The organism is Phycicoccus jejuensis (genome assembly GCF_000720925.1).
Taxonomy (GTDB): domain Bacteria; phylum Actinomycetota; class Actinomycetes; order Actinomycetales; family Dermatophilaceae; genus Phycicoccus; species Phycicoccus jejuensis.
In genome coordinates, this window is the sequence record NZ_JOEE01000001.1 from 88,194 (window position 1) to 108,661 (window position 20,468).

The following is a 20,468-nucleotide window of genomic DNA, read 5'->3' on the forward strand; positions in this document are numbered from 1 at the left end:
CGTGCCGGGTCGGCGCTGCGGTGGTCGCGGTCGCTCGCCGCCGGTTATGGTCACGGTGACTTCCCGAGGAGGCTCCGGTGACCCACGGCCCCGGCATGCTGACCGACCGCTACGAGCTGACGATGCTCACGGCGTTCGTCCGCGACGGCAGCGTCGACCATCCCGCGGTGTTCGAGGCGTTCGCCCGACGCCTGCCCGAGGGGCGCCGGTACGGCGTCGTCGCGGGCCTCGGCCGGCTGGCCGCGCTGGTCGAGGACTTCCGCTTCGACGCCTCGGAGGTCGCCTGGCTCGAGGCGGCCGGGGTCGTCGACGACGCGACCGCCGCCTGGCTGTGCGACTTCCGCTTCACCGGCGACGTCGACGCCTACCCCGAGGGCGACCTCTACTTCCCGGGCAGCCCGGTGCTCAGCGTCCGCGGCACGCTCGGCGAGTGCGTGATGCTCGAGACCCTCGTGCTCAGCGTCCTCAACCACGACACCGCCGTCGCGAGCGCGGCCGCCCGGATGGTCCTCGCGGCGCAGGGCCGGCCCCTCGTCGAGATGGGCAGCCGCCGGACCCACGAGGAGGCCGCCGTGGCCGCGGCCCGGGCCGCGTACCTCGCGGGGTTCGCCTCGACGAGCAACCTCGCCGCCGGCCATCGGCACGGTGTGCCGACCGTCGGGACGGCGGCCCACGCGTTCACGCTGGCGCACGCCACCGAGGCCGGGGCCTTCGCGAGCCAGGTCGCCGTCCAGGGCGTCGGCACGACGCTGCTCGTCGACACCTACGACGTCGAGCAGGGCATCCGCACCGCGGTCGAGGTCGCGGGGACGGGGCTCGGGGCGGTGCGCATCGACTCCGGCGACCTCGCCGAGACCTCGGCGGCGGCGCGGGCGCTCCTCGACGACCTCGGGGCCCGCGACACCCGCATCATCGCGACGAGCGACCTCGACGAGTTCGTCCTCACCGCCCTCGCCGACGCGCCGATCGACGGCTATGGCGTGGGCACGCGCGTGGTCACCGGCTCCGGCCACCCGACCGCGAGCCTGGTCTACAAGCTCGTCGCCGTGGCGTCCGAACCCGGTGGGGCGCTGCGGCCGGTCGCGAAGAAGAGCCACGACAAGATCTCCGTCGGCGGCGGCAAGACCGCCTGGCGCCGCCACGACGAGCACGGGGTGCTGCGGCGCGAGTGGTACCGCACCGACGACCACGAGGAGCCCGGCGCCACCCGCGTCCAGGTCCCCGTCCTGCGCGGCGGGCGCCCGGTGGGGGTCCCCGACCTCGACACCGTCCGCGAGCACTGCGCCGCGGCGCTGGCCACGCTGCCCCCGCAGGCCCGGTCGGTGGCCGCCGGCCGCCCGTACCTCACCGTCGAGCAGGAAGGGGAGACCGATGGCTGACGCGCTCGTCGTCGTCGACGTCCAGACCGACTTCGTGGAGGGCGGGTCCCTCGGCGTCGAGGGGGGCCACGAGGTCGCCCGCCGCATCACCGAGCACCTCGCCGCGCACCGTGACGACTACGCCGCCGTCGTCGCCTCCCGCGACTGGCACGAGCCGCACGGCACCAACGGCGGGCACTTCGCGCAGCCGGGCACCGAGCCGGACTTCGTGACGACGTGGCCGGCCCACTGCGTCTCGGGCGGCCCGGGGGCGGCCTACGCCGACGGGTTCGACACCTCCGCCGTGACCCACCACGTCCGCAAGGGCCGGGGGAGCGCCGCCTACAGCGCCTTCGAGGGCACCACCGAGGACGGCCGTCCCCTCGCCGCGCTGCTGCGCGACCTCGGCGTCACGCACCTCGACGTCACCGGCATCGCCACCGACCACTGCGTCCGGGCGACCGTCCTCGACGCGCGTCGGGAGGGGTTCTCGGTGCGGCTGCTGCCGGGGATGCACGTCGGCGTCGCCCCCGCGACGAGCGAGCGGGCCCTGGCCGAGATGGCCGCGGCCGGCGCGGAGGTGGCCCCGTGAGCGAGCACCCGCCGTTCGCCGTCACCGTCGACCTCGGCGTCTTCACCATCCGCGACGGCGTGTTCTCGGTGCTGCTCGTCGAGCGTGGCTCCGAGCCGTTCGCGGGGTCGTGGGCGCTGCCCGGCGGGTTCGTCGAGGCCGACGAGGACGCCGAGACCGCCGCATGGCGCGAGCTGCGGGAGGAGACCGGCGTCGAGCGCTTCGAGGGGCACCTCGAGCAGCTGCGCACCTACTCCGCGCCCGACCGCGACCCGCGGATGCGCGTCGTGTCCGTCGCCCACGTGGCCTTCGCCCCCGACCTGCCCGCGCCGAGCCCCGGCTCGGACGCCGCGAACGCCCGCTGGTGGTCGGTCGACGACGTGCTCGACGGCGGGCCGGACGCCCCGACCCTCGCGTTCGACCACGCCGAGATCCTCCACGACGCCCGCGAGCGCGTCCGCTCCAAGCTCGAGTACACCACCCTCGCACGGGAGTTCGTGGCCGAGCCGTTCACGCTGCCCGAGCTGCGCCGCGTCTACACCGCGGTGTGGGGCGCGCCCCCGGACCTCGGCAACTTCCGTCGCAAGGTCCTCGGCACCGACGGCTTCGTCGTCCCCACCGAGGCCCACGGCGTCTCGGCCGCGGGCGGCCGGCCGGCCCTGCTCTACCGCCGGGGCACCGCGACCGACATCCAGCCCCCGATGCTGCGCACCGCCACCCGCGGCGAGCGCTGACCCGTCGGTGGGCCACCACCACGCGCTGCCGGACGCCGCGGCCCACGGCGCGCTGCCCGACGACGCGACCCACCGCCTGCCGCCGACGCCCCTCGTGACGCGGGTCGTCGTCGTCGCCCTCGTCCTGCTCACGGCCGCCGCGACCGCGTACGGCCTCGTCGCCCTCTGGCCGCGCGGCGAGCTGCCGACCGACCCGCAGCTCGACTACGCGGTGCAGGGGGCGACCTTCCCGCAGGGCAGCGTCGTCTCGCTGACCGCCCCCTGCCCCGCCGTCGCCCCCGACTCGACGGACGACGTACCGGTCGGCGACCCCGACTGCGGGCAGCTGACGGTGCGTCTCGACGACGGCTCGGAGCAGACGGTGCGCATCCAGCCGGAGGTCAGCCGCTCCGGGCTGCGCGCCGGCGACACGGTGACGCTGCTGAAGCTGCCGGACGCCGCGCTCGACTCGGCGCAGGAGCAGGGGGCGATCCTCGACAGCGCGTACTCGTACGCCGGGGTCGAGCGCCAGCCGCCGCTGCTCGTCCTCGCCGCCGTCTTCGTCGTCCTCGTGCTGCTCGTCGCGCGCTGGCGGGGGCTCGCCGCGCTGGTCAGCCTCGGGGTCGGTGGTGCGATCCTCCTGTTCTTCGTGGCCCCGGCGCTGCTCGACGGCGCGAACCCGGTCGCGGTGGGGCTCACCGCCTCCGGGGCGACGATGCTCGTCGTCCTCTACCTGACGCACGGCCTGAGCCTGCGCACGTCGACCGCGCTGCTCGGGACCGTGCTCGGTCTCGGGCTGACCGCCGTCGCGGGCGTCCTCGGCTCCGACGCCGCCCGGCTGACCGGCGTCGGCGACGAGAACAGCGGTCTGCTGCAGGCGCTCGCGACCGACGTGAGGCTGCACGACCTCGTCGCGTGCGGCGTCCTCATCGCGGCGTTCGGCGTGCTCAACGACGTGACGATCAGCCAGACCTCGGCCGTCTGGGAGCTGCGCGCCGCCGACCCCCGGCGCAGCCGCCGGGCGCTGTTCGCCTCCGCGATGCGCATCGGTCGCGACCACCTCGCCTCGACCGTCTACACCATCGTGTTCGCCTACGCCGGAGCCGCGCTGCCGATCCTGCTGCTCATCGCGCTCTCCGGCCAGGGCGCCGACAAGCTGTTCCTCTCCGAGGACATCACGGCCGAGGTCGTCCGCACGCTGGCCAGCGCCGTCGGCCTGGTGCTCGCCATCCCCGCGACGACCGCCGTCGCCGTCGTCGTCGCCCCGCCGCCCCGGGTCGCGCCGGCCCCCGCGGACGCCGAGGTCGCCGCGCCCGTCTGAGTCCCGCACTGGTCGGCGGACCGGGCGGTGTGGTGGGATCGAGGTCCGGTCCGCGGGCTCGACGACGCGGCCGGGCCGCCCGGTCCACCACCCGCAAGGAGCACGATGACCGACGCCAGCACGCTGGGGGTGCACTCCGAGGTCGGTCGCCTGCGCAAGGTCCTCGTCTGCCGGCCGGGCCTCGCGCACCGGCGGCTCACCCCGACCAACAGCGCCGACCTGCTCTTCGACGACGTCATGTGGGTCGGGCAGGCCGAGCGCGACCACGCCGACTTCGTCCAGAAGCTGCGCGGCCTCGGGGTCGAGGTGGTCGAGCTCCACGACGTCCTCGCCGAGACGATGGCCATCCCCGGAGCGCGCGACTGGCTGCTCGACCGCAAGATCGTCCCGAACCACGTCGGTCTCGGGCTCGTCGACTCCACGCGGGCCTTCCTCGAGACGCTCGAGCCGGCGCGGCTGGCGGAGTTCCTCATCGGCGGGCTCGCGATCCCCGACCTCCCCGACGACTTCCGCACCCCGTTCGTCATGCTCGCGCGCGAGCAGACCGGGGCGCGCGAGTACCTGCTGCCGCCGCTGCCCAACACCCTCTACACGCGCGACACGACGTGCTGGGTGTACGGCGGGCTGACGCTCAACCCGCTCTACTGGCCGGCGCGCCAGAACGAGACGATCATCTACAAGGCGATCTACCGCTTCCACCCCGACTTCGCCGGCGCGACCGTGTGGTGGGGCGACCCCGAGACCGACTGGGGCGAGGCGACCCTCGAGGGCGGCGACGTCATGCCGGTCGGCAACGGCGTCGTCCTCGTCGGGATGAGCGAGCGCACCTCGCGCCAGGCGATCACCCAGGTGGCGGCCTCCCTCTTCGCCCAGGGCGCGGCCGAGAAGGTCGTCGTCGCCGGCCTGCCGCAGCTGCGCGCCGCCATGCACCTCGACACCGTCTTCACCTTCGCCGACCGCGACGTCGTCACCCTCTACCCGAACGTCATGGACGGGGCGCACACCTTCGTCCTCCATCCCTCCGACACCGACCCCGGCGTGGAGGTCGAGGACCGCGGCGAGGGCACGTTCAGCAAGGTCGTCGCCGAGGCGCTCGACCTCGACGGCCTGCGCGTCATCGAGACCGGCGGCGACGTGTACGCCTCCGAGCGCCAGCAGTGGGACAGCGGCAACAACGCCGTCGCCGTCGAGCCGGGCGTCGTCTTCACCTACGACCGGAACACGACGACCAACGCCCTGCTGCGCGACGCCGGCATCGAGGTCGTCGAGATCGTCGGGTCCGAGCTCGGCCGGGGCCGCGGCGGCGGCCACTGCATGACCTGCCCGCTCGTGCGCGACCCCGTCGAGTACTGACCCGTGCAGTCCCCGCCGCGTGACCTGCCGGACGCCGACGTCCTCGACGTCGTGCGGCGGGGCTGGGACGCGACGACCCTGTCGCTGACCCACCTCCCGGTCGGCTACGGCAGCCACCACTGGGCGGCGACGGCGGCCGGGGGACGGCGCTGGTTCGTCACCGCAGACGCGACCCCCGACGACGGGACCGTCGAGGCGCTGGCGGCCGCGTACGCGGTGCCCGCGGCGGCCCGCGCCCACGGCGTCGCGGGCGCGCACGGCCCGGTCGCGGCGGCCGACGGGGCGCTGCTGCACCGTCACGGGACGTGGTCGGTGTCGGTGCAGCCCTGGCTCGACGGCGCCGCCGGGGGCTTCTCCGACCGGTGGCCCGACGCGGGCGCCGAGGCGGTCGTGCGCCTGCTCGCCGACCTCCACGCGCTCGACGCCCCGAGCACCCCGGCCCGGCCCGAGGACCCCGCCCTGCCCGGGGTCGACGGGCTCGCGGCGGCTCTCGACCGCTGCGAGCGCGACGAGCCGCTCGCCGGAGGGCCGCTGGCCGGGGTCGTCACCGGGTTGTTGCGCCCGCACACCGCCGCCGTGCGCGAGGCGCTGCGCGAGGACGCCACGGACCTCCCCGGCGCCACCGTCCTGACCCACGGCGAACCGCACCCGGGCAACGTCGTCCTCACCGCCGACGGCCCCGTGCTCGTCGACTGGGACACCGCGCGCCGCGCCGAGCCCGAGCGCGACCTCTGGCTCGTCGCGGCCCGCACCGACCTCGACGTCGCCGCCCTCTACGCCGACCTCACCGGCCGCACACCGTCCCCCGCCCGGATGCGCAGGCGCGAGCGCCGCTGGGCCCTCGCCGACGTCGCCGCGTACGTCGTCGACCTCGCGGCCGCGCCTGCCGAGGACGCCGACACCGCGTGGCAGCTGCGCTCGCTGCGGGGGACCCTCGAGGAGCTCGGACGCTGACGTCGGCGCAGGTCACCGGGCGACCCCGGCGCCCCGCCCCGTAGGCTCGGGCACCAGTGCTCGACCACCGGAGGGACCCCCCGATGAGCCCCGACCGCACGTTCCACCCGTCCGCGGGCCGCACCCTCGGTGTCGAGTGGGAGCTCGGCCTCGTCGACCCCGACACCCTTGACCTCGTCTCGCGCGCCCCCGAGCTCATCGCGGCCCTCGACGACGGCGGGTCGCGCAGCGGGTCGGCCTCCGCCGGACGCTCGTCCGTCACGAACGAGCTGCTGACCAACACCCTCGAGATCGTCACCGGCATCTGCGACAACGCGGCCGCGGCGGCGGAGGACCTCCAGCACGGACTCGACCAGGTCCGTCGGGCGGCCGACGAGCGCGGCCTCGCGCTGTTCGGCGGCGGCGCGCACCCCTTCAGCAGGTGGGAGGACCAGGAGGTCTCCTCCGGCGAGCGCTACGCGACGCTCATCGACCGCACCCAGTGGTGGGGCCGGCAGATGGTCATCTACGGCATGCACGTCCACGTCGGCATCACGTCGGCGGCCAAGGTGTGGCCGCTCGTCAACGCGCTGCTCACCTACCACCCGCACCTCACGGCGCTCTCGGCGTCGTCACCGTTCACCGGCGGCGTCGACACCGGGTACGCGAGCAACCGCACGATGCTCTTCCAGCAGCTGCCGACCGCCGGCCTGCCCTTCCAGTTCGAGTCCTGGGCGCAGTACCGGACCTACCTCCACGACGTGTTCACGACGGGGGTCGTCGACCACGTCAGCGAGCTGCGCTGGGACATCCGGCCCTCGCTCGGCCTCGGCACCATCGAGGTGCGGGCGTGCGACGGGCTGTCGAGCCCCGCCGACGTCACGGCGATCGCGGCGCTCGTGCACTGCCTCGTCGTGCACCTCGAGGACCAGCTGGACGTCGGTCGGCTGCCGGCGCCGCTCCCGCCCTGGCACGTGCAGGAGAACAAGTGGCGCGCAGCGCGGTACGGGCTCGAGGCCATCGTCATCGTCGATGCGGACAGCCGCGAGGTGCCGGTCGTCGACGACGTGCTCGAGCTCCTCGAGCGGCTGCAGCCGGTGGCGCGTCGGCTCGGCTGCGTCGACGAGCTCGCGGGCGTCGAACGGCTCGCGCGCGGCGGCGGGGGCTACACGCGGATGCGCGAGGCCGTGACCGCGGCGGACGGCGACCTGCGGGCCGCCGTCCGCGCCGCGCTCGTCAGCGGCTGACGGCGTCGAGCTCGTCGGCGACCGGGGTGTCGCCGGTGTTGAACTCGACGACCGCGTGCGCCGTGCCCGGGCGCGCGAGGACCTCTGCGATGACGAGGGCGACGTCGGCGCGCGGCACCGACCCCTTGCCCGCACCGGTGCGCGAGGTCTCGATGCGGCCGGTCGACGGGTCGTCGGTCAGGGCGCTGGGGCGGACGAGGGTCCACGCGAGACCCGAGGCCTGCAGGTGCTCGTCGGCCGCGGTCTTGGCGTCCGCGTAGGCGAAGAAGGCGTCGTCCTCCGGCACACCGTGGTCCGGCCCGGCGCCGTAGTACGACACCATGACGTAGCGCTCGACGCCGGCCTCGAGGGCGGCGTCCATCGAGCGGATGGCGGCGTCGCGGTCGACGGCGTAGGTGCGCTCGGGGTCACCGCCACCGGCGCCGGCGGACCAGACGACGGCGTCGAAGCCGCGGACGAGGTCGGCGAGCTCGGGGGTCGACATCGACTGCACGTCGGCGACCTTCGCGGTGGCGCCGTCGGCCTCGACGTCGGCCGCGTGCTCGGGGTTGCGGATCACCGCGGTGACCTCGTGGGAGCGCTCGGCGAGGAGGGGGGTCAGGTGGCGGGCGACCTTGCCGTGGCCGCCGATCGTGAGGATGCGCATGTCCGGGCCAACACCCGCGTCGGGGCCGCTGTTCCGGACCTTCGACAGTCCGGCCCATCCGGGGTCGAGTGCGGAAGCGGTCGCCGGGGCAGCCACGTGCGCCCTCGACCCCGGAAGGAGAGGGGCGTGGGGGACGGTCAGGCGAGGGCGGCGACGGCGGCCACGAGCCCGGCGAGCGCCGTCACGGAGCGCGCGGCGTCGACGGCGCGCAGCCGCCGGGCGAGCGCCGGGGTGCGCCCCTCGCGCCCGAGCGCCCCGTGGGTGGGGGCGGCGAGGAGCGCGGTGAGGAGGAGCACGACCCCCTGGAGGGCGACCGCCAGCAGGACCGCGGGGGTGCGCGGCCCGGCGGCGACGACCCATGCGACGGCGCCGAGCACCGCGGCGTACGTCGGGACGACGAGGACGAGGATTCGGCGCGAGTGCCGGTCGTGGGCGGCGGCGAAGCGGTCGGCCGGCTGCTCGAGGAGGGTCGGGTAGGCGAGCGTGCTGACGGCCAGCTGGAACGCCGCGTGCCACGCGGCCACCGCGGCGAGGGCGACGAGCGGGGTCACCACCCGGTGGTCCGCAGCCGGCGGGGCATCCCGAACGCGGTCCGTGTGCCGGCCGAGTGCAGGACGCTGTCGGGCGGGCGCGCGGCGAGGTCGGCGAACCCGGCGGCCCCGAGCAGCTCGTCGTCGAGGTCGAGCAGCTCGGCCCGGCGCAGCGGCCACGGCGGGTGCTCGTTGGGGACCCACGCCGTCCGCCCGGCGACGCGCGTGTGCAGGCCGAAGCGTGCGGTGACGAACTCGGACACCGGGTCCGGCTCGGGCAGCTCCTCGCCGACGCGGACCCGCATCGTCGAGCGGGCGCCGCGCGGGCCGGGCAGCCGGCGCGTCGAGGTGTAGCGGACCTCGTCGCCGGAGCGCTCCATCCGCATCCGGGCCCACGTGTACGGCGTACCGAAGACGACGCGGGCGCCGACGGCGACGAGGGTGCGCTCGCACTCCAGCGACCCGAAGACCACGCCGTGCCGACCCTCGTCGTCGACGGAGTAGAAGCGGACGTTGGTCTCGAGGAAGTCGCCGAGCCACGGCACCGCCGGCCCGCGGCCGAAGCCGGCCCGGTGCATCCGGAAGGGGATGAGCCCGACGTACGTCACGCCGTCGAGGACGTCGGGGCGGGCACCGGCCGGCAGGAGCGGGGCGACGCGCTCGGGCTCCACCGCCCAGTGGACGAACGTGATGTCGCGCCACTGCTGGCGCATCGTCCGCGGGCCCGTCAGCGGAGGAGCCTCGACGCGTACCTGCATGATCCGAGTGTCGGTCGCGCGCAGGCCCGTCGGGCGGCTCGGTGGCGCCGGCCGCCGGCCGCCGTCGAAGGAGCCGGCCGGCGTCAGTGCAGGCGGGAGCGCCGGCGACGCAGCTCGCGGACGACCGCCGCCTGCCGCCGGACGACGCGCAGGTCGCGCTCCGAGAGGCCGTGGCCGGCCCGGCCGCGCAGCGCGTCCTCGGTCGAGGCGAGCTCCGCGATGAGGTCGCGGACCGACGCGGTCGTGGGGGCGGTGGTCGGGAGCGGCGCCGTCGTCGTCATGCCTCCACCCTCGGGTGGGTGCCTCGGGACGGCTTCGGCCCCGACTGTGGGGTCGCTGTCAGGGCCGCGTCGGGCATCACCGGGAGGCGACGGGCAGGCCTCAGGCCGAGGTGCGGTCCTCGTCGGCCACGGTGTGCCGCTCGCGGTGGCGGGCGTCGAGGTACTCGGCCAGGCGCCGGTCGGCGTCGTCGCCGAAGAGGATCCGGGCGACCTCGCGCAGCCCCTCGGAGCCCTCGATGTCCTCGTCGCGCACGACGAGGTCGATCTTGGAGCGGCGGCGCATGAAGTCGTCGAGCGTGACGACCATCTCGTGCTGCGCGGCGGTGTAGAGCTCGGCGCGCAGGTAGTCGGCCGAGCCCATGACGTCCTCGCCCATCGACGGGTCGGCGCGGATGGCCTCGAGCAGGTCGAAGGCGCGCCGGCCGTAGCGGCGCCACAGCCGGTCGGTCAGCGGCTCGGTGTCGGGCTTGGTCCGCAGCGCGTCGAGGCGCATCAGCCGGGCCTGCCGGTAGAACTCGGCGCGGGTCTGCGCGGCGGGCTCGCCGTACCAGTTGCCGAGGTCCTTCTCGAGCGGGATGCCGAGACGCACGACCTCCTCCGCGACCTCCTCGCCGACGTTGAGGCAGTCCGTCAGCTTGCCGCCGAGGACCGTGACGACGCGCTGGTGGTCGTCGCGCTCGATCTCGTGCTTGCGCGACAGCGAGGTCCAGTCGGCCTGGTCCTGGTCGCCCGCGCCGCGGCTGACGACGAGGGGGCGCACGCCGCAGCGCTCGGCGATGACGTCGTCGGCGGTCAGCGGCTGCGCGAGGTCGAGGCGCTTGTTGATCTGCTCGAGGAGGAACTCGCGGTCCTCGTCGGTCACCTCGGTGTACGGGCTGTCGACCCGGGTGTCGGTCGTGCCGATGACCGAGCGGCGGCCCATCGGGATGACGTAGAAGAGGCGCTGGGTGTCGTCGAAGAACGCCAGCACGCGGTCGTGCTTGGTCGTCGTCAGGCGGGGGACGACGAGGTGGATGCCCTTGGAGTAGACGATCCGGTGCTCGGTGCGCAGGTCCCAGGACTCGTTGATCTCGTCGACGAACGGGCCGGCGGCGTTGACGACGACCCGCGCGGCGGTCGTCACCTCACGGCCGGTGTCGGTGTCGCGCAGGCGGCAGACCCAGCGGTCGCCGATGCGCTCGGCCGAGACGAGCTCGACGTAGTTGGCGACGGAGGCGCCGGCCTCGAGGGCGGAGCGGACGAAGGAGAAGACGAACCGGCTGTCGTTGTCGACGAGGAAGGCGTCGCGGTACTCGATGGCGCCGCGGACGTCGGTCGTGTCGATGGCCGGCTCCTGCTCCTTGACGTCGTCGGCGTCGTAGAGGTGCGGGCGCTTGGTGCCGAAGAGGCCGATGCCCCAGTAGGCCGTGGCCCCGAGGCCGGCGAACCACGGTGCGTACGGCGAGCCGTGGTCGAGCGCGGCGAGGAAGCCGATCTCGCGGATGTTGTCGGGGTAGGCCTTCATCAGCCGGTTGCGGCTGCGGCAGAGGCCGAAGACGAGCGGCAGCTCGTAGTTCTCGAGGTACTTGAAGCCACCCCACACGAGGTTGGAGGACTCCTGGCTGACGAAGCCGCCGAAGTCGCCCCGGTCGATGAGCGCGACGGAGGCCCCACGGCCGGCCAGCGCCGCCGCGGAGACGGCGCCGTTGATGCCGGCGCCGACGACGAGGACGTCGAACAGGCCGCCGTCGATCCGCTCGATGTTCGTCGATCGCAGGCTCATGACCCCAGCGTAGGCGTCCCGCGGCGCACACCGGGGCGGAGGGGGCGGGGCTGGACAGCGCCCGCCCCGCCCCATCCTCGACTTCTTGCGAGTTCCGCCGCTCGACACGCCGTCGGGCGGTGTGTCGAGCGGGGGAACCGGCAATCAGTGGGGAGGTGCGGGGGTCAGCCGGCGCGGGGGTCGTCGAGGACGTCGCGCCAGGAGTGCTGCGGCTCGTAGCCGAGGAGGCGCTTGGCCTTGTCGATGCAGAAGAAGGTCTCGTGCTCGCCCATCTCGCGGCGGACCTCGACCCCGTCGTAGAACTGCTCGACGAGCTCGGCCGTCGTCGCGGCGACGGAGTGGTCGGCGTTGGCGATGTTGAAGACCTCGAAGCCGAGGCCGTCGGTGGCCAGGCAGCGGTCGATCGCCTGCGCGAGGTCGCGGACGTCGATGTAGGCGAAGATGTTGCGCCGCCGCTGGGCCGGGTCCTCGAGGAAGCCGGGGAACCGCTCCGCGTACTCGTGCGGCTCGATGACGTTGTTGATCCGCAGCCCGTAGACGTCGGCCCCGGTGCGGCGCTGCAGCGAGCGCGCCGTCGTCTCGTTGACGACCTTCGAGGTCGCGTAGGCGTCCTCGGGCACGGTCGGGTGCTCCTCGTCGACCGGCAGGTACTCGGGCTTGCGCTCGCCGCGCGCGAAGCAGATGCCGTAGGTGGTCTCGGACGAGGCGAAGACGACCTTGCGGATGCCGAGGATCGCGGCGGCCTCGAGGACGTTCCACGTCGAGAGGACGTTGTTCGCGTAGGTCTCGTTGTCGGCCTTGAGCAGGATGGCGGGGACCGCAGCCAGGTGGACGATCGCGTCGTAGGCCCGCTCCTGCGGCTCGTCGAGCTCGTCGAAGGAGGCAGGCATCCGCAGCGTGGAGAGCAGCTGCCCGAGGTCGGTCAGCTCGACGTCGAGGTCGGTGACGCCGTCGAGGCCGAGCGGGGCGCGGTCGAGGTTGGTGACGGTGTGGCCGTGCTCGACGAGGTACGGGACGACGTGGCGGCCGGCCTTGCCGCTGCCACCGGTGAGGAGGATGCGCATCCCGTCATCCTCACACCCCGATCGACGGGTTCGGCCCGCGTGCGCAGCCTGACCCGCTCCCGCCGCGAACGTGTGTCAACCGCCGGGGAAGACCGGCGGTTTCACACGCGATCGCGAAAGGCGGGAGGGTCAGAGGGTGAAGGAGACGCCCGTCAGGTCCTCGGAGCGGTCGAAGAGGGTGCGGCCGAGGGTCGCGTCCTGCGCCCAGCGCGAGCGGCGGGCCTCGCCGACCGGCCCGCGGGTCTCGCCGATGCCGGTGGGGCCGGAGTAGGTGCCCCCGCCCGCGACCGTCGCGGCGTACAGCGGGCCCTCGGCGCCCTTCTCGGGGCCGGGGAAGAGCAGCCTGACGCCGAGCTGGCCGATCGTGCCGACGACGGGGATGGCCCCCATGCCGTCCTTGCTCGCGACGAGGTTGGTCGCGGAGACGCCGGGGTGGGCGGCGTTCGAGGTGAGCGCGACGCCGGCGGCGCGGGCGCGTCGCTCGAGCTCGTCGGCGAAGAGGAGGTTGGCCAGCTTGGAGCGGCCGTAGGTCGTCTGCGGGTCGTAGCCCTCGCGCGGGTTGCCCTCGCAGACCGCGCCGTCGCCCCGGTGGTGGGCGATCGAGGCCACGGTCGTCACCCGCGCGGCGGGCGCCTCGAGCAGGTGCGGCAGGAGGAGGCCCGTCAGCGCGAAGTGGCCGAGGTGGTTGGTGCCGAACTGCAGCTCGAAGCCGTCCTCGGTCTCGCGGTACCGGGGCGGGGTCATGACGCCGGCGTTGTTGAGCAGCAGGTCGAGCGGCCCGTCCCACCCCTCGGCGAACTCGCGGACCGACGCCTGCGAGGCGAGGTCGAGCCGCCGCACCGAGACCGCGCCGGGGGCGCCGGTGCGCCGGATGCGCTCGGCCGCCTGCTCGCCGGCCTGCGTGTTGCGCACGGCGAGGACGACGTCGGCGCCGTGCCGGGCGAGCTCGCGCGCCTCGACCAGCCCGATGCCGGAGTTCGCCCCGGTGACGACAGCGCGGCGTCCGGTGAGGTCGGGGATCTGCTCGAAGGTCCAGCGGCTCATGCGTGCTCCTCGGTGGTCGGCTCTCGGGGGGTCAGCGCGCGGGGCGCCGGCGGGGTTCCGCCGCCGGCGCGGCGCGGTGGGGGTCAGCGGCGGCGCAGCTCGACGACGGGGATGACGCGCGTCGTCTTCTGCTCGTAGGACCGGAAGCCCTCGGACATCGCAGTGAAGCGGGCCCACGCGGCGTCGCGCTCCTCCGGCGGCAGCACCCGCGCGGTCACCGGCACCGTGCCGTCGTCCGGCGTCTCGATCTCGGTCTCCGGGTGGGCGCGCAGGTTGTGGAACCAGTCGGGGTTGCCCGGTGCGCCGGCCTTGGAGGCGGCGACGAGCCAGACGTCCTCCCCGTCACGGACGGTGGCGAGGGGCGAGACGCGCGCGGTGCCGGTGCGCGCCCCCACGTGGTGCAGCAGGACGAGGCCGCGGCCGAAGCCCATGGTCCGCACCGTGCCGCCGTTGCTGCGGAACTCGTCGATGATGCTCTGGTTCCAGTCGGCCACGATGGCCACCTCCTGCTGCGTCGGGACGGCGTACGCCCACGTGTCCGAGGCGATCAGCGACGCTGCGCGCGAGGCTATTCCGCGGGGCTCTTGGCGGCCTCGCGCTCCGCGCTGTTGCGCAGGATGCAGAACTCGTTGCCCTCCGGGTCGGCGAGGACGACCCAGCCGGTGCCCGGACCGTACTTGCCGCGCAGGTCGGCGACCTCCGTGGCACCGTGCGCGAGCAGGCGCGCGAGCTCGTCGTCGCGGCTGCCCTCGACCGGCTCGAGGTCGAGGTGGATGCGGTTCTTGACCGTCTTCTCCTCGGGGACCTCGATGAAGAGGATGCGGTGGGTGCGGTCGCGGCTGACGAGCATGCACTCCTCGTGGCCCGGCTCGTTGGGGTCGTCGGGCAGGTCGGTGTAGTCGAGGACGCCCTTCCACCACTCGGAGAGCTCGTAGGCGTTGCGGCAGTCGACGGAGGTGTGGGAGACGCGCGCGGTCATGCCGTCACCCTCCCACCGGCGGCGGGGGCGGGCCAACCGGGTTGCCGGCCGGGGTGACGGAGGTCAGACGTGGATGGCCGCCGGGATGCCGTCCGAGAAGACCTCTGGCGGGTCCGGGAGGCGCTCGGAGCCGCCGGCCGCGTGACGGGCGGTGGTCCACGCGACGGCGCACGCGTCGAGGACGTCGTCGGCGGCGTAGCCCCGCCCCTCGAGCACCGACGGCCGGGCGATGCCGGCGGCCGCGAGCGCGTCGAGGCGGGCCCGGCGCCCCTCGTCGGTCTTCTTGTTGGGCCGCAGGGGGGCGCCGGACATCCGGGCGAAGCAGACCTCGGGATGGACCTCGAGCACCTCGACGGTGGGTCGCGAGCGCACCCACGCGTCGACCTCGAGGATCTTCGCGCGCAGGGCGAAGGCCTGCGCCCCGACGCCCTGCCCGCTGAGCGCGCGGTTGACGGTGTCCGCGGCGGCGCGGTCGGGAGCGCCGTAGGCCTCGCGGGTCAGCGTGGTGAACACCGACGACGCCTTGCCCGGCAGCGCGCGGCGGGCCAGGGCGTCCGCGGCCCGGGTCGTGCTGTCGGGCAGGCCGATCGGGATGTCGATGCCGACGACCCGGACGTCGGCGACCTCGCGGACGGTCTCGACGAGCTCGGCGATCGTCGAGGCGACGACGACGCGCGGCCGGGGCGCGCCCGGCTCGAGCAGCGCGCCGACCCAGCCGGCCGGGCAGCCGTCGACGCCGAGGACCGGCACGTCGACCGTGACGGGTGGCGGGACCGCCGGCCCGGCCGGTGCGTCGGGCGCGGCCGGAGCGAGGCCCTCGACCGCCCCGAGGACGAGGTCGAGGGTCACCTCGAACTCCGCCCCGAACGACCACCCGGGCCGCATCGTGTGGTCGCGGGCGAACTCGGTGAAGTGCGGGTAGGTCGCCGCCACGGCCTCGTCGATGATCTCGGCCTCGAGCTGCGCCAGCTCCTCCTGCCCGGCGAAGGGGAGCGAGAGCTCCTGGACCATGAAGCCGTAGAGGTGCGCGTCGACGAGCGCGAAGACGTGGCCGACCGCGGCGAGCGAGAAGCCCTGCGCGCGAAGGCATCCGATGACGGCGTCGTGGTGCGCGACGGCAGCGGGCCCGGGGGAGCGGCGCGCGTCCATCAGCCCGATCGCCCAGCGGTGGCGCAGCAGGGCCGCCCGGCCGGACACCGACCGGGCGCGCAGCTCCTGGCGCCAGGCGCCGCCCACGACCGGCGTGTGCAGCTCCGCGAAGACCGCGTCGACCATCGCGTCGAGGAGCGCGTCCTTGTTCGGCACGTGGTGGTAGAGCGACATCGCCTCGACCCCGAGCCGACCGGCGAGGGCCCGCATCGAGAGCGCGCCGAGGCCGTCGGCGTCGGCGAGGGCGACGGCCTCGGCCACGATGCGCTCGCGGCTGAGCGTGGGGCGGTCGGTGCGGGGGCGGGGCGGCACGGCGTCTCCGAGGGGTCCACGGGTGGGTCTTGCGCGATCTTACGTCGTAAGGCTACGGTGCGACGCATCCGCCGTTCTTACGCTGTAAGGGAGTAGCCGTGCGCGCCGTCGCCCAGGACCGCTTCGGGGGCACCGACCGCCTCCACCTCACCGACCGCCCCGACCCGGAGCCCGGCCGGGGGGAGGTGCTCGTGCGCGTCGCCGCCGCCGGCCTCGACCGCGGCACCGTGCACGTGATGACCGGGCGCCCGCTCCTGGCCCGCCTCGGCCTCGGCCTGCGCCGCCCGAGGTTCCCCGTGCCCGGCCGCGACCTCTGCGGCACCGTCGTCGCCCTCGGTCCCGGCGTCACGGGCGTGGAGGTCGGCGACCGCGTCGTCGGCACCGCCGACGGGTCGTGCGCCGAGCTCGCGGTCGTCCCGGTCCCGCGCCTCGCCGCGGCCCCCCGCACGCTGACCGACGAGGAGGCGGCCGCGCTCCCGGTCTCGGGCCTCACCGCCCTCCAGGCGCTGCGCGCCGCCGGTGTCGGGCCCGGGCAGCGCGTCCTCGTCGTCGGGGCGTCCGGGGGGGTCGGCACGTACGCCGTCCAGCTCGCCGTCGCCGCCGGCGCCCGCGTGACCGGGGTGTGCAGCCGGGCCAAGGCCGAGCTCGTCCGGGGGCTCGGGGCAGCGCACGTCGTCGCTTACGAGGAGGCCGACGTCGACGCCGAGGGCGTCCGCTACGACGCGGTCCTCGACATCGGCGGCCACCGGTCGCTGCGCACGCTGCGGGCGGTGCTCGCGCCCCGGGGCACGCTCGTCGTCGTCGGCAGCGAGGCACCCGGACGCTGGCTCGGGGGCCTCGAGCGGTCGGTGGGGGCGGCGCTGCTCTCGCCGTTCGTGCGCCAGCGCCTCGTGATGCACGTGTCCCGCGAGCGGGCCGCCGACCTCGCCGAGCTCGTCGGCCTCGTCGACGCCGGCGCGGTCCGGCCGGTCCTCGACCACGTCGTGCCCCTCGACGGGGTGGCGCGGGCCCTCGACCACGTCGCCGCCGGGCGCGCCCGGGGCAAGGTCGTCGTCCGCGTCGACGGGCGGTCGGACCGGGCCGGGTCGGCCGCGGCCGCCGTCAGCGAAGGGGGCGGACCGGGGTGGCCGTCAGCCTCGCCGAGACCTTGATCGTGGCGGAGGCCGCCGGCCACGCGGTCCCACCGCCGTCGACCGCCCGGACCGCGACGGTGTGCCGCCCGGACCACGTCGGACCCGACCACGAGGTCCCCGAGACCTGCTCGGTCCGCCCGTCGACCGTCACGGTGTAGCCACCCGAGGCGACGACGCCGGAGGGCGCCGTCCACGTGGCCTGCAGCGTCGAGCCGCTGACGGCGAGGGCGAGGTCGCGCGGGGCGACGCGCGAGCCGACGCGCAGCACGGCACCGGCCGCGGTCACCGACACCACGTCGACCCGGACACCCGTCGTCGCGTCCGTCACGGAGCCGCCCGGGAGCACCGGGGCGTCGGCGAACGAGGAGGTCGCGGGCTTGCCGTCGAGGAGCCAGCTCTGGTGCCCCGCACCGCGGTCGATGCGGAAGGTGACGCCCCGGACGGCCGGGTCCGTCGCCGCGAACGTGTCGAACGCCCCGGTGGTCGTGCGCAGCTCGGCGGTCAGCCACGACCCGTCCCGCCGCGGGATCCGCAGCTCGCGGTTCCCCGACGGCGTCTCGGACGGGACGATGCGCACGGTCCTCGCCTCGCCGGCGGGCACGGACACCGGCTTGACCTGGCCGAAGTGGACGCGGCCGGCCGCGGGGTGCAGGCGGGCATGGGTGTTGCCCATGACGGAGAACGGGTCCGCGTACTCCAGCACCGTCCCCGAGGGGTCGCTGCAGCCGGAGGGGGCCCCGAGGGTGACGTTCGTCGTCCCCGTCGTGCAGCGGTAGCCGGAGGCGTGGTGCTCACCGAAGTTGTGGCCGAGCTCGTGGGCGGTCACGAGCAGCGAGGGGGAGTCCTGGTTGATCCAGGACCAGGTGCCCGGCACCTCGGCGAGGCCGTCCCAGCCGCAGGAGGCCTGCCGCGGCACGACGACCATGATGTTCGTGTAGGCGGAGGTGTCGACCTTCGCGGCTCTGGCGGCGGCCTGTGCCTTCTCGCCCCACTCCCGGAAGTCGCAGCTCGACGGGTTGCTCCGGGTCACCGTGTAGGGGCCGACCGCGCGGCCGCCGACGGTCCACAGCCGGTCCGAGGACTCGGCGTAGAACGCCCGGACGCTCGAGGACGCGCCGAAGAGCCGCGCCGCGACGGTGCTCGGCGAGGCCGGCGCCTCGGACGGACGGTCGGCGAAGCGCAGGGAGATCGCGAGCACCGTGTAGGTGCGCTTCCCCGAGCCGGTGGGCAGGGCGAGCTCGGCGGTGCGGGAGGCCGTGCCCGAGGCGGCGAGGGCGGCGTCGGAGGTGCGCAGCGCCCCGGAGGCGGTCCGGGTGCCGCGGACGCTGACACGGGCCCCGACGAGGGGGTGCTCGTCCGTCGCCGTCACACCGGTCAGCGGGACGGGGCTGCCGGCCGTGCCGCCGGGGGTGACGGCGAGCGTCGTGCTCGTCGTGCCGCTGCGGAAGCCGTCGGCGACGAGCGCGGTCAGGGTGCCGCTCACGGTGGCCGGCCCGGTCCGCGCGCCGGGCGGGGCGGCGTGCACCGGGGCGGCGCCACCGCCGACGAGGGCCGCGGCGGACGCGGCCAGGGCCACGCCGAGGGCGAGCAGGCGGGGGCGCGGGGGCATGAGGGGTCCTGGAGGTCGGCGCGACGGGTTCACTCGCAGGGTAGGGACACCCGGGGACCGCCCGCTGCCCGTCCCGGGCGGGAAGGGCCGTCCGGCCGATGCCGGCACGGCGGAGGGCGGGCGGCCCCGTGGGGACCACCCGCCCTCCGGCGGTGCTGTGGGTGCGGCGGTGCTCAGCGCGCCGCGGGCTCGAGCTCCTCGGCGGCCGGCGGGGCCGTCTCGTGGTCGTCGATCATGCGGGCCTCGTCGAAGGGTCGCTGCCCGGCGAGCACGGCACTCATCTGCTCGCGGTCGATGGCGTTGGTCCACGTGCCGATGAGGACGGTCGCGACCGAGTTGCCGGCGAAGTTGGTCAGCGCGCGCGCCTCGCTCATGAGGCGGTCGATGCCGACGATGAAGCCGACGCCGTCGACGAGGTCGGGGCGGTGCGACTGGAGGCCGCCGGCGAGGGTCGCCAGGCCGGCGCCGGTGACACCCGCGGCGCCCTTGCTCGCGATGATCATGAAGACGAGCAGGCCGATCTGCTGGCCGATGCTGAACGGCTTGTCGAGCGCCTCGGCGATGAAGAGCGAGGCCATCGTCAGGTAGATCGCGGTGCCGTCGAGGTTGAAGGAGTAACCGGTCGGGACGGTGATGCCGACGACCGGACGGGAGACCCCGAGGTGCTCCATCTTCGCGATGAGTCGCGGCAGGGCCGACTCCGAGGACGAGGTCGAGAGGATGAGGAGGAACTCGCGGCCGAGGTACTTGAGGAGCGACCAGATGCCGACGCCCGCGACGACGCGGAGCATCGCCCCGAGCACACCGAAGACGAAGAGGAAGCACGTCGCGTAGAAGGCGACCATGATCAGGCCCAGGCTCTTGAGCGCGTCGAGGCCGGTGGCGCCGACGACCGCGGCCATCGCGCCGAACGCGCCGACGGGGGCGACCCACATGATCATCGCCATGAGGCGGAAGACGAGCTTCTCGAGGTGCTTGATGCCGCGCAGGATCGGCTCGCCGGCGGTGCCGAGCTTCTGCAGCGCGAAGCCGACGAGGATCGCGACGAGGAGGGTCTGCAGCACCGACCCGGAGGTGAGCGCCGAGACGAGGGTGTCGGGGACGAGGCCGAGGAGGAACTCGGTCGTCGACTCCGCCTCCGCCGAGACCTGCGACTGACCGGACTTCGCGAGCTCGTCGGTGAGGTTGAGCCCGGCGCCGGGCTGGACGATGTTGCCGACGACGAGGCCGATGGCCAGGGCGACGGTCGACATCGTGAGGAAGTAGCCGAGCGCGAGGCCGCCGACCTTGCCGACCTGCGCGGCGCGGCGCACCGACCCGATGCCGAGGACGATCGTCACGAAGATGATCGGGCTGATCATCATCTTGATGAGGTTGACGAAGAACGTCCCGAGCGGCTTGAGCTCCTTGCCGAACTCCGGGAAGAGGAAGCCCACGGCGATGCCGAGGAGCATCGCGACGATGACCGCGATGTAGAGGAAGTGCGTTCTGTCGCGGCGCTTCGGGGCGGCGGTGTCGCCACCCGGCGCTGCGGGCGCGGATGCAGTCATGGCGTGAACTCCTTTGTCCGACGCAGTGGGCCTGCGCTGTCGTCGTCGAGGGTGCTCGACGACGCGGCTATCGTCACCGTTGTGTACGCAAAGTTCACGCGGGAGCGCGGGCCCCGGTCGTGAGCCGGGCGGGCGAGGGTGCCCCGGGCCGGCCC

Annotated in this window: 20 protein-coding genes; 8 read left to right on the top strand and 12 right to left on the bottom strand. The window is 74.8% G+C overall.

Features of this window, described 5'->3' with window-relative positions; translation table 11 throughout:
- Positions 1 to 77: 77 nt before the first annotated feature.
- The 7 genes from IG69_RS0100390 (at position 78) to IG69_RS0100420 (ending at position 7,496) form a co-directional block, all read left to right on the top strand.
- Positions 78 to 1,379, top strand: coding sequence for a nicotinate phosphoribosyltransferase (locus tag IG69_RS0100390; protein ID WP_342666145.1), 1,302 nt, complete (start codon positions 78 to 80; stop codon positions 1,377 to 1,379).
- Positions 1,372 to 1,950, top strand: a complete 579-nt coding sequence (locus tag IG69_RS0100395; RefSeq protein WP_030526210.1) for an isochorismatase family protein — start codon at positions 1,372 to 1,374, stop codon at positions 1,948 to 1,950. The genes IG69_RS0100390 and IG69_RS0100395 overlap by 8 nt, the downstream gene beginning before the upstream one ends.
- Positions 1,947 to 2,663, top strand: coding sequence for an NUDIX hydrolase (locus IG69_RS0100400; protein ID WP_030526211.1), 717 nt, complete (start codon positions 1,947 to 1,949; stop codon positions 2,661 to 2,663). The genes IG69_RS0100395 and IG69_RS0100400 overlap by 4 nt, the downstream gene beginning before the upstream one ends.
- 7 nt (positions 2,664 to 2,670) lie before the next feature.
- Positions 2,671 to 3,963, top strand: coding sequence for a YibE/F family protein (locus IG69_RS0100405; protein ID WP_051749957.1), 1,293 nt, complete (start codon positions 2,671 to 2,673; stop codon positions 3,961 to 3,963).
- 105 nt (positions 3,964 to 4,068) lie between these two features.
- The gene (locus tag IG69_RS0100410) at positions 4,069 to 5,316 is read left to right on the top strand and encodes an arginine deiminase (protein WP_030526213.1); all 1,248 of its coding nucleotides are present in this window, start codon (positions 4,069 to 4,071) and stop codon (positions 5,314 to 5,316) included.
- Between the two features lie 3 nt (positions 5,317 to 5,319).
- Positions 5,320 to 6,270, top strand: coding sequence for a phosphotransferase (locus tag IG69_RS0100415; protein ID WP_051749958.1), 951 nt, complete (start codon positions 5,320 to 5,322; stop codon positions 6,268 to 6,270).
- A gap of 83 nt (positions 6,271 to 6,353) precedes the next feature.
- Positions 6,354 to 7,496, top strand: coding sequence for a glutamate--cysteine ligase (locus IG69_RS0100420; protein WP_030526215.1), 1,143 nt, complete (start codon positions 6,354 to 6,356; stop codon positions 7,494 to 7,496).
- On the opposite strand, the gene IG69_RS0100425 is transcribed toward IG69_RS0100420, so the two are convergent.
- The 10 genes from IG69_RS0100425 to IG69_RS21395 form a co-directional block, all read right to left on the bottom strand.
- A complete protein-coding gene (locus IG69_RS0100425; RefSeq protein ID WP_030526216.1) occupies positions 7,486 to 8,142 on the bottom strand; it encodes an SDR family oxidoreductase in 657 nt (218 codons plus the stop codon). The genes IG69_RS0100420 and IG69_RS0100425 overlap by 11 nt on opposite strands.
- A gap of 137 nt (positions 8,143 to 8,279) precedes the next feature.
- Entirely contained in the window at positions 8,280 to 8,693 is a 414-nt protein-coding gene (locus IG69_RS0100430; RefSeq protein WP_030526217.1) for a hypothetical protein, read from the bottom strand.
- On the bottom strand, positions 8,690 to 9,430 hold the full coding sequence (locus IG69_RS0100435; RefSeq protein WP_030526218.1) for a YqjF family protein: 741 nt from the start codon (positions 9,428 to 9,430) through the stop codon (positions 8,690 to 8,692). Before IG69_RS0100435 ends, IG69_RS0100430 begins: the two co-directional genes overlap by 4 nt.
- An 83-nt stretch (positions 9,431 to 9,513) precedes the next feature.
- Positions 9,514 to 9,711, bottom strand: a complete 198-nt coding sequence (locus tag IG69_RS0100440) for a hypothetical protein (protein ID WP_030526219.1) — start codon at positions 9,709 to 9,711, stop codon at positions 9,514 to 9,516.
- 100 nt (positions 9,712 to 9,811) lie between these two features.
- Positions 9,812 to 11,473: a glycerol-3-phosphate dehydrogenase/oxidase gene (locus IG69_RS0100445; protein ID WP_051749959.1), complete on the bottom strand. Its 1,662-nt coding sequence runs from the start codon at positions 11,471 to 11,473 to the stop codon at positions 9,812 to 9,814.
- Between the two features lie 164 nt (positions 11,474 to 11,637).
- Entirely contained in the window at positions 11,638 to 12,537 is a 900-nt protein-coding gene (locus IG69_RS0100450; RefSeq protein WP_030526221.1) for an NAD-dependent epimerase/dehydratase family protein, read from the bottom strand.
- Positions 12,538 to 12,666: 129 nt separating this feature from the next.
- Positions 12,667 to 13,581 carry an SDR family oxidoreductase gene (locus IG69_RS0100455; protein ID WP_030526222.1) on the bottom strand — a complete coding sequence of 305 codons (915 nt, stop codon included), beginning with the start codon at positions 13,579 to 13,581 and terminating at the stop codon, positions 12,667 to 12,669.
- Between the two features lie 83 nt (positions 13,582 to 13,664).
- Positions 13,665 to 14,075, bottom strand: coding sequence for a nitroreductase/quinone reductase family protein (locus IG69_RS0100460; protein ID WP_030526223.1), 411 nt, complete (start codon positions 14,073 to 14,075; stop codon positions 13,665 to 13,667).
- A gap of 74 nt (positions 14,076 to 14,149) precedes the next feature.
- Positions 14,150 to 14,560: a VOC family protein gene (locus tag IG69_RS0100465; protein ID WP_030526224.1), complete on the bottom strand. Its 411-nt coding sequence runs from the start codon at positions 14,558 to 14,560 to the stop codon at positions 14,150 to 14,152.
- A gap of 63 nt (positions 14,561 to 14,623) precedes the next feature.
- Complete coding sequence (locus IG69_RS21395) at positions 14,624 to 16,021, bottom strand: DUF429 domain-containing protein (protein WP_084696496.1); 1,398 nt, start codon at positions 16,019 to 16,021, stop codon at positions 14,624 to 14,626.
- A gap of 98 nt (positions 16,022 to 16,119) precedes the next feature.
- Here IG69_RS21395 and IG69_RS0100475 point away from each other — a divergent pair, with 98 nt between their 5' ends.
- Positions 16,120 to 17,172, top strand: coding sequence for an NAD(P)-dependent alcohol dehydrogenase (locus tag IG69_RS0100475; RefSeq protein WP_084696497.1), 1,053 nt, complete (start codon positions 16,120 to 16,122; stop codon positions 17,170 to 17,172).
- Here the strand turns inward: IG69_RS0100475 and IG69_RS0100480 are convergent.
- Together IG69_RS0100480 and IG69_RS0100485 are read right to left on the bottom strand one after the other, a co-directional pair.
- Positions 17,123 to 18,763 (bottom strand): zinc metalloprotease, encoded by a 1,641-nt coding sequence (locus IG69_RS0100480; RefSeq protein ID WP_030526227.1) that lies wholly within the window; start codon positions 18,761 to 18,763, stop codon positions 17,123 to 17,125. The genes IG69_RS0100475 and IG69_RS0100480 overlap by 50 nt on opposite strands.
- A 173-nt stretch (positions 18,764 to 18,936) precedes the next feature.
- A complete protein-coding gene (locus IG69_RS0100485) occupies positions 18,937 to 20,313 on the bottom strand; it encodes a cation:dicarboxylate symporter family transporter (protein WP_030526228.1) in 1,377 nt (458 codons plus the stop codon).
- Positions 20,314 to 20,468 lie beyond the last annotated feature (155 nt).

Bases quoted from the DNA above. Each gene is read 5' to 3' on its own strand.
- IG69_RS0100395 (WP_030526210.1), top strand. From the start codon at position 1,372: ATGGCTGACGCGCTCGTCGTCGTCGACGTCCAGACCGACTTCGTGGAG.
- IG69_RS0100410 (WP_030526213.1), top strand. From the start codon at position 4,069: ATGACCGACGCCAGCACGCTGGGGGTGCACTCCGAGGTCGGTCGCCTG.
- IG69_RS0100420 (WP_030526215.1), top strand. From the start codon at position 6,354: ATGAGCCCCGACCGCACGTTCCACCCGTCCGCGGGCCGCACCCTCGGT.
- IG69_RS0100425 (WP_030526216.1), bottom strand. From the start codon at position 8,142: ATGCGCATCCTCACGATCGGCGGCCACGGCAAGGTCGCCCGCCACCTG.
- IG69_RS0100435 (WP_030526218.1), bottom strand. From the start codon at position 9,430: ATGCAGGTACGCGTCGAGGCTCCTCCGCTGACGGGCCCGCGGACGATG.
- IG69_RS0100440 (WP_030526219.1), bottom strand. From the start codon at position 9,711: ATGACGACGACGGCGCCGCTCCCGACCACCGCCCCCACGACCGCGTCG.
- IG69_RS0100445 (WP_051749959.1), bottom strand. From the start codon at position 11,473: ATGAGCCTGCGATCGACGAACATCGAGCGGATCGACGGCGGCCTGTTC.
- IG69_RS0100450 (WP_030526221.1), bottom strand. From the start codon at position 12,537: ATGCGCATCCTCCTCACCGGTGGCAGCGGCAAGGCCGGCCGCCACGTC.
- IG69_RS0100455 (WP_030526222.1), bottom strand. From the start codon at position 13,581: ATGAGCCGCTGGACCTTCGAGCAGATCCCCGACCTCACCGGACGCCGC.
- IG69_RS0100465 (WP_030526224.1), bottom strand. From the start codon at position 14,560: ATGACCGCGCGCGTCTCCCACACCTCCGTCGACTGCCGCAACGCCTAC.
- IG69_RS0100480 (WP_030526227.1), bottom strand. From the start codon at position 18,763: ATGCCCCCGCGCCCCCGCCTGCTCGCCCTCGGCGTGGCCCTGGCCGCG.
- IG69_RS0100485 (WP_030526228.1), bottom strand. From the start codon at position 20,313: ATGACTGCATCCGCGCCCGCAGCGCCGGGTGGCGACACCGCCGCCCCG.